7 protein-coding genes are annotated in these 6,770 nt (G+C 61.9%); all 7 read right to left on the bottom strand.

Going from position 1 to position 6,770, the window contains the following annotated elements:
* Window positions 1-95 precede the first annotated feature (95 nt).
* Window positions 96-635 carry a conjugative transfer signal peptidase TraF gene (traF, locus tag EGJ09_RS17045; protein ID WP_125924423.1) on the bottom strand — a complete coding sequence of 180 codons (540 nt, stop codon included), beginning with the start codon at window positions 633-635 and terminating at the stop codon, window positions 96-98.
* A complete protein-coding gene (locus EGJ09_RS17050; RefSeq protein WP_125924424.1) occupies window positions 632-2,470 on the bottom strand; it encodes a type IV secretory system conjugative DNA transfer family protein in 1,839 nt (612 codons plus the stop codon). Before EGJ09_RS17050 ends, traF begins: the two co-directional genes overlap by 4 nt.
* Before the next feature lie 44 nt (window positions 2,471-2,514).
* Window positions 2,515-3,054 (bottom strand): IncP plasmid survival protein KfrC family protein, encoded by a 540-nt coding sequence (locus EGJ09_RS17055; protein WP_115273250.1) that lies wholly within the window; start codon window positions 3,052-3,054, stop codon window positions 2,515-2,517.
* Window positions 3,055-3,065: 11 nt separating this feature from the next.
* Window positions 3,066-3,836 carry a TraX family protein gene (locus tag EGJ09_RS17060; RefSeq protein ID WP_256658442.1) on the bottom strand — a complete coding sequence of 257 codons (771 nt, stop codon included), beginning with the start codon at window positions 3,834-3,836 and terminating at the stop codon, window positions 3,066-3,068.
* Window positions 3,833-5,533, bottom strand: coding sequence for a DUF2235 domain-containing protein (locus EGJ09_RS17065; protein ID WP_125924425.1), 1,701 nt, complete (start codon window positions 5,531-5,533; stop codon window positions 3,833-3,835). The genes EGJ09_RS17060 and EGJ09_RS17065 overlap by 4 nt, the downstream gene beginning before the upstream one ends.
* A 61-nt stretch (window positions 5,534-5,594) precedes the next feature.
* The gene (locus tag EGJ09_RS17070; RefSeq protein WP_256658443.1) at window positions 5,595-6,221 is read right to left on the bottom strand and encodes a hypothetical protein; all 627 of its coding nucleotides are present in this window, start codon (window positions 6,219-6,221) and stop codon (window positions 5,595-5,597) included.
* 302 nt (window positions 6,222-6,523) lie between these two features.
* Window positions 6,524-6,770 (bottom strand): hypothetical protein (locus tag EGJ09_RS26455; RefSeq protein ID WP_158621139.1); only part of this gene is annotated, 247 nt, incomplete at its 5' end.

The raw sequence follows: 6,770 nt of genomic DNA on the forward strand, positions 1-6,770 counted from the left end.
GGAATTGGATAATAGCAAAAAACCATCAACTGCCAAGTACCATTACTGTAATTATTTACTGGGATGAGTATTACTGAGGCTGACCTGCCCCGGGCTTACCGGGGCGTGCTGTTCCACACCAGCCAAGGTTGGACCACCTCGTCCAGCTGTGCCTGCGGCACTGCACCGAAATAGCGGCCATCGAACGACAACCGGCTGTAATCGGAGAGCATCAACACCTGGCCATTGCCCAGTCGAAAATGTGCCGATGAAGGGTGCGGCATGCTGCGCCCGCTGGGGTCCTGCGGTAACGGCTGGCTGCGAGCCTGCAGCTGGCCGTTGACACTGACCCCCTCGGCGGCGATCAGCACTTCGTCGCCCGGTACCGCCACCAGGCGCTTGATCATGCGCATGTAGCCCCCAGGGCATGGCCCGCTACTCAGGTAACCGCGCGCGTGGGCCAGGTCGAAAACCGGCTGCTGGGGCGGGCAGAACATCACTAGGTCGCCTTTTCCCGGTGCCTTGTCGACCACCCAGTAGATGCCAGGCGGGAAGCTGCTTGTGATGTTGATCCGGGCGCCGCTGCGCAACACCAGCGGCAACACCAGCAAGACCAGAATGGCCAATACTGCGGCCACGCTCAGCGGTCGTTTCATGCCGGTGTCGCCGTGCCACGTATGTCGATGGTGCGGTCGCTTTCACGCGGCGCAGGCACCTTGGCGCGGGCCAGGAAAATCGGGTCCTGGAAGTACAGCGGCTGCTTGCCATAGAACGCCGGGTAACCAGCGCAATACACCACCATGTCGCCGGCTTCCTCGATATTGCCCTGGCTGTCCTTGCGTGGCCCGGGCATGCGTAGGGCCTCGTCAGTGGTCAGTAGCGGCCGCTGCACTTCCTGGATGGTGCGCGACACTTGGCCCAGCAGCGCGCTGGAGCGGCGCCCGCTGGTAGTGATCTGCTCCTTGACGATAGTGGTCTGCCCGGTGAGCTTGGACAGGTGTTCGGCCGTTTCCACGCGGTTAGGCGGGTAGGCGTTCTGGATGTGGCAGTTGGAGGTGATGCTCTCGTTCTGCCCGTAAAACTCCTGCAGCTGCGACAAGTCCTGAATGATCAGGTAGCACTTGATGCCGTAACCGGCAACAAAGGCCAGCGACTCCTGCATGATGTCGAGCTTGCCCAGGCTCGGGAACTCGTCAAGCATCATCAGCAGGCGGTGCTTGTAGTGCGCCTTGGGCCGGCCGTCCTCGAAGTCCATCTTGTCCGCTAGCAGGCGCACGATCATGTTCACCAGGATCCGCACCAGCGGGCGCAGGCGCGCCTTGTCGTTGGGCTGGGTGATGATGAACAGGCTGACCGGGTCGTCGTGGTTCATCAGGTCGCGGATCTTGAACTCCGAGCGGGCGACGTTGCGCGCCACGATCGGGTCGCGGAACAGCGACAGGTAGGACTTGGCCGTGGAGAGCACCGAGCCGGCCTCTTCCGCTGGACGGTCGAGCATGTCGCGTGCGGCAGAACCCACCAGCGGGTGGTTTTCGCCGTCCAGGTGGCCGTAGTGGGTCATCTCCTCCCACAGCTCGCTGATTGGCCTCGACGGGTCGGCGAGCAGGGCGTCCAGCGCCGGCAGGCTGGCCACGCCACCTTCGTCCAGCGAGCGGTAGCACAGGTGCAGGATGCAGCCGACCAGCATGGCCTGCGAAGTCTTCTGCCAGTGGTCGTTGAGGCCCTTGCCGTCCGGGTCGACGATCAGCGTGGCGAGGTTCTGCACGTCGCCCACTTCGAACTCGGTGCCCAGGCGGATTTCTTCCAGCGGGTTCCAGCCCACGCAGCCATTGGCCGTGGCCGGCTCGAAGCGCAGCACACGGTTACCGGCATGCTGCTGCCGCCAGCCGGCGGTCAACGCCCACAGCTCGCCCTTGAGGTCGGTGATCACCGCGCTGTGCTTCCACGACAGCAAGGTCGGGATCACCAGACCGACGCCCTTGCCGCTGCGGGTCGGGGCGAAGGTGAGGATGTGCTCGGGGCCGTTGTGGCGCAGGTAATGCAGCTTGTTGCGCTTGTCCAGCCAGGCACCGACGTACACGCCTTCGTCGGCCAGCAAGCCGGCGCTTTCGATGTCCTTGCGCTCGCCCCAGCGCGCCGAGCCGTGCAGAAACGCATTGCCTTTGGCGCTGTTGCTGTTGATCAGACGGATGACCATCAGCGCCATCATGCCCACGCCACTGACCAGCATGCCAAGCGAACCTGCGCGCATCAGCGAGTCCTGGTACTGCCCCGACCAGTTGGCCGCCCACACCAGGATCATCCAGGGCGCGTAGACGCCATTCAGGTTGGCCCCCAGCGCTACGTGGTACTGGAACAGGTAGGCGAAGTACTGGGTGGCGGTGGCGAGCCCGGCCAGCAGGAAGAAGATCGCCAGCAAAGCCTGCCAGGTACTGCCGCTGTTACGCTGGCCACCGCGAATCTGCGGGCCGACGGCGTTGTTGTGTTTCATAGGTTCGCTCCGTGAACGAAGGAATGGAAAATGAGAGTACCGGTTCAGGGCGATGAGGTACGCGAACGCCCAAGCTCCTGGGCCTGGGTACGCCGCTGCGCCTCGGTCAGAGAGCGCTCGGCCTGACGCTGCAGGCTCCACTGTTCGGCAAGCTCGGGCTGTTCGGCGCGCAGCTTGCGCACCGCCAGCTCTTCGAGCAGCGGAGTGTACAGGCCCATGCCGTTGTGCAGGTCCTGCACCCGCTCCAGGCGCAACTGCAGCTGCTGCAAGCGCGCCTGGCAGCGCTGGTTGGCCTGGTCCCAGGCCGCGCGAGTGGATGGCAAGGCAATCCAGCCAGGGCGCTGGGCCAGGTTTTGTTGCAGTTGCGCCTGCTGGCGATCCAACAGGCCTTCCAGGCGCTGCTCAAGGGCAGCGCACTGGTCGGCCTTCTGCTCGACGTATTCGCCCAATGCCTGGTTGTACCGCGCCTGCACCGAGCCGCCCTCAAGCAGGGCCGTTTGCTCGGCAGCCAGCGCCTGCGCCTGGGCTTCGAGGCCAAGCCCGTCGTCACCTTGCGGGAGCTTCACTTTCTTCGATTCGTCCATGGGCTCGTGCTTCATATCAGGAAGAGGTAACCGGCCTTGGCCATCGGGATGCGGATCAGCAATAGCGCCAGCAGGTGCAATGGGTAATAGGCATAGAACAACCAGCGCCAGCGCGGCAGCTTCGGCTGCAACCACCTGGCTGCCAGCAGCAAGGGCAGGGCGGCGAGCGCCCAGGCATTGCCGTTGATTGGCGACAGGGCCACGAGCGAGACCACGATACCCACGCCCGCCAAGGCATTCGGGCGCCGCACGTACCACCCAACGCACAGCCCCAGCAGCACGGCCGGCCACCAGAACTCGACCAGCGCCCCACCCACCACGAACACCAGCAGCGCCACAGCCCAGTACAGCGGCCGCCCCGCCGACGCGCGCTCACACGCGGCAGTCGCCAGGGTAATCACCAGCAGGGTGAACAGGATGTTCAACGGGTAGCCGCCATACAGCAGCCCGCCCAGGGCGATGAAAGGTGGCGTCGCCAGCACGCCGAACAGGCACAGCCGCAGCGCGGTACGGCGGTAGGCGCCGTTTGCCCCGGCACCTGGGCGCGCCAGGTTGTAGGCCAGCACCACCACGAACAGCGGCATCGCCAGCCGCCCCGCCTCGAACAGGTACGGCAAGGTCTCGTTGAACAGGTACTTGTTCACGTGGTCGCCGGTCATCAGCAGCAACGCGAGCCACTTCAATGCCTCCAGGGCACCGTCGGCCAGTTGCAGGCGAGGCAGGGCGAACGCATGCTGCCCTTGCCGCGCGGCAACCGCGCCGGTTCTAAGAAGCTCGCTCACCGACGCATCGCCTGCGACAGCCCCATGTCCAGCTCCAGTTTCGGCGCCACTTCGCGGGCCACTTCACCGATACCTTTCTCATTGACGATCGCGGTGCTCTTGCCCACCTGGAAGTTGCGGCTGGGGTCGACGTCGCGGCGGTCATGGATGACGAACTGATCGGTCTGGCCGACCTTCTGCAGGATGTGGTGGTCGTCCACGTCAATGACCATCCCGCTGGTGGCCTTGCGCCCGGTTTGCGAGTCTTCGCCGATGCTGCCCGACGGGTTCAGGCCGCGGGCTTTTTCTTCCATGGCCTTGAACGAGTCGCTGCGCTGTTGGGCCTGGGTATCTAGCTGTTGGCCTTGCTTGAGGTCCTTGGGGAATGGCACAGGTTGCAGGTTGAGCTTTTCGATGGCGTTGCTATCGGGTCGAGAGTTAGTCATCGACTCTTGTAGCGCTGTGCTTTGGCTCATCGCCTTGGCCTGCTCCATACGCTGCAGTTGAGCGTCAAAGCCATTTTGCTGATAGGCCTCGTTAGCCGTAGCTCGGCTGTTCAGGCCAAAGAACTCGGCAGTGCTGTCCTTGATCTTTCCCGCGGCCTCACTGAACCATGCGCCCACCGTTTCAGCGCCGCGCTGGATTTCCAACTTACTCAGCGAGTTATCGTTCTCAAATACCACACCCCGCCCATTGGTCGCATGATCGAAAGGATGCGCCTGGCGATCGAAGACATTGATCGTTCCGCGCTCCATCGGGAAAGGCGTATTGTCCAGCTTCTGGTAAGAGCCATCGGTCCCTCGGGTGAACGCATCCTTACCGTTGATCAGTCGCGAATCGATCAGCGCTTCCTGGACCTTCTCCGGGTTTTTGATGACATCGTTGTACTGACCGATGCGCTGCAGGTCCTCCTGCTGCATCGGTTTCATCTCGATACCGGCCGACTGCAGACGGTCGTACATCAACGCAAGCGGCCCTGCCGCCAGCACGTCGTCTTTGTCCCCCCCCCCCACCTGCGAATGTGCACCTGCGAATAGGATCTCTTCAATACGCGAACTGTCGTCGTTGCGCAGGGCGCTGGTCAGGCGGAAAGTGTCACGATATTCATTCGCCGCCGCCAGATGGGTAGTCGAATCGACGTTCTTGCCGATTTCCAGGTTTTTGCCCAAGTGGGTATCCGACATCGCGTTACCGTATGAAGCCACGGTATCGAAGATGCCAAGTTTGTTCACATGGGCTTGCCCCGGCGGGATCAGAAATTCGCCAGTAGCCTTGCCCTGCTCATCCAGCCTGGGTACACCACGCTCGATAAACTCGTTGGCCAGCGCGCGGGACTGCGCCGCACCGCGGCTGAAGCCGACAATATTCACGTCGACCTTCTGGTCGGGGTACTTATTGTGGAAGGCCACGATGGCGTCGTAGGCTTGCTCGATGCGTTCCTGGCCACCTAGCCCTGTACCGCCCTCCAGCGCCGAGCGAGCAGAGGTTTTGCCCTGGCTGCCAACCCCGTCGAAGTAGACTTTTTCCGATTGGCCGGAGCGGTCCTGGGCATCGTACTGCTGCGGGGCATGCCCTGAGTTACGCGCCAGATTGGTGCCTTTGGCCGTGTCCAGCTCGAAGAGCCGAGCTACGTTGGTCTGCGTGCCTTCAGGCGCATTTAAGTCCTTGTTGTTTCCAGTGCCGTCGAAATACACGTTAAAACGCATTGTGTCGCCCATCTCATATCCCTATGTCGCTGGGTGAGTACGCCATAAATCTGCGGTGGGATTGATACCCGACTCAGGCCCCTGGCTTGTTCAGGGTGACGATCAGGTCGTGGACACCATCACCTGCCGCACCTATCAGGTCCGAGCAGAACTCGCGGCCTTTATAGAGCAGCGGCGACCCTTCGAGGGAGTCCGCAGCGCCATCCACGGCAACACCGCCGAAGTGCTCACCCAAACGCTCAACACTGCGATTACGCGCCTCAAGATCGTCGTAGGGTTTTTGATACCAACTGGAGATCTGATATTCGGCGCCTTCTTTCTCAAGCCTGGTATTCAAATGGGTAGCCAGAGCGATCAACGACTCGCGGATCAATGTCGGGTCAACCTTCTGGGCCTTCATGAACGCTTCCACGCGCGCCTGGGCTGCGGCGATCAGGTCGCCATGGGTGTAGCCCTTCATTGGGGGAAAAACCCCATCGGGCAGCTTCATGCCAAGGGTATAAGGTTGGTACTGGCTTTGGTTGTCTTGCATGGAAATATCCTTCGCTTGAAGCTCTGATGAAGTGGCAGGCAGGAGCACGCAGGCTGCCAACACGACAGGGGCGAGCGAGCTCAGGCGCAGTCGCGACCCAGGGCCCTGGGTGTGGCAAGAGGCGTTGCCGTTAATGGATGCGTTCGCACCGATGGTTTTACCGTTCATCTCATTCTCCATGCCTGCGCCTCGAGGCGGGTCCTTGTTCAATGTCGTTGCACAGCCAGAGCCGCCTTGGGTGGATCGAAGAATACCGAGAAACCTGTGGCCAGCGCTCATACAAACGTGCAACGTTGGTTTGCGTCCCTTCTGGAGTGGCCTGGTCCTTGTTGTTTCCGGTGCCGTCAAAGTACACGGTGAGCTGTCTGGATTCACTCATCTCATATCCCTACGAATAACTGCAGTGATCCGTGCTTGTTCAACGTAAAAATCAGATCGCCCACCGCATCGCCTGATTCAGTTATGAACCCTCACCGACGCATCGCTTGAGACAGCCCCATGTCCAACTCCAGTTTCGGCGCCACTTCGCGGGCCACTTCACCGATACCTTTCTCATTGACGATCGCGGTGCTCTTGCCCACCTGGAAGTTGCGGCTGGGGTCGACGTCGCGGCGGTCATGGATGACGAACTGATCGGTCTGGCCGACCTTCTGCAGGATGTGGTGGTCGTCCACGTCAATGACCATCCCGCTGGTGGCCTTGCGCCCGGTTTGCGAG

Source organism: Pseudomonas sp. p106 (assembly GCF_003936645.1).
GTDB lineage: Bacteria > Pseudomonadota > Gammaproteobacteria > Pseudomonadales > Pseudomonadaceae > Aquipseudomonas > Aquipseudomonas putida_E.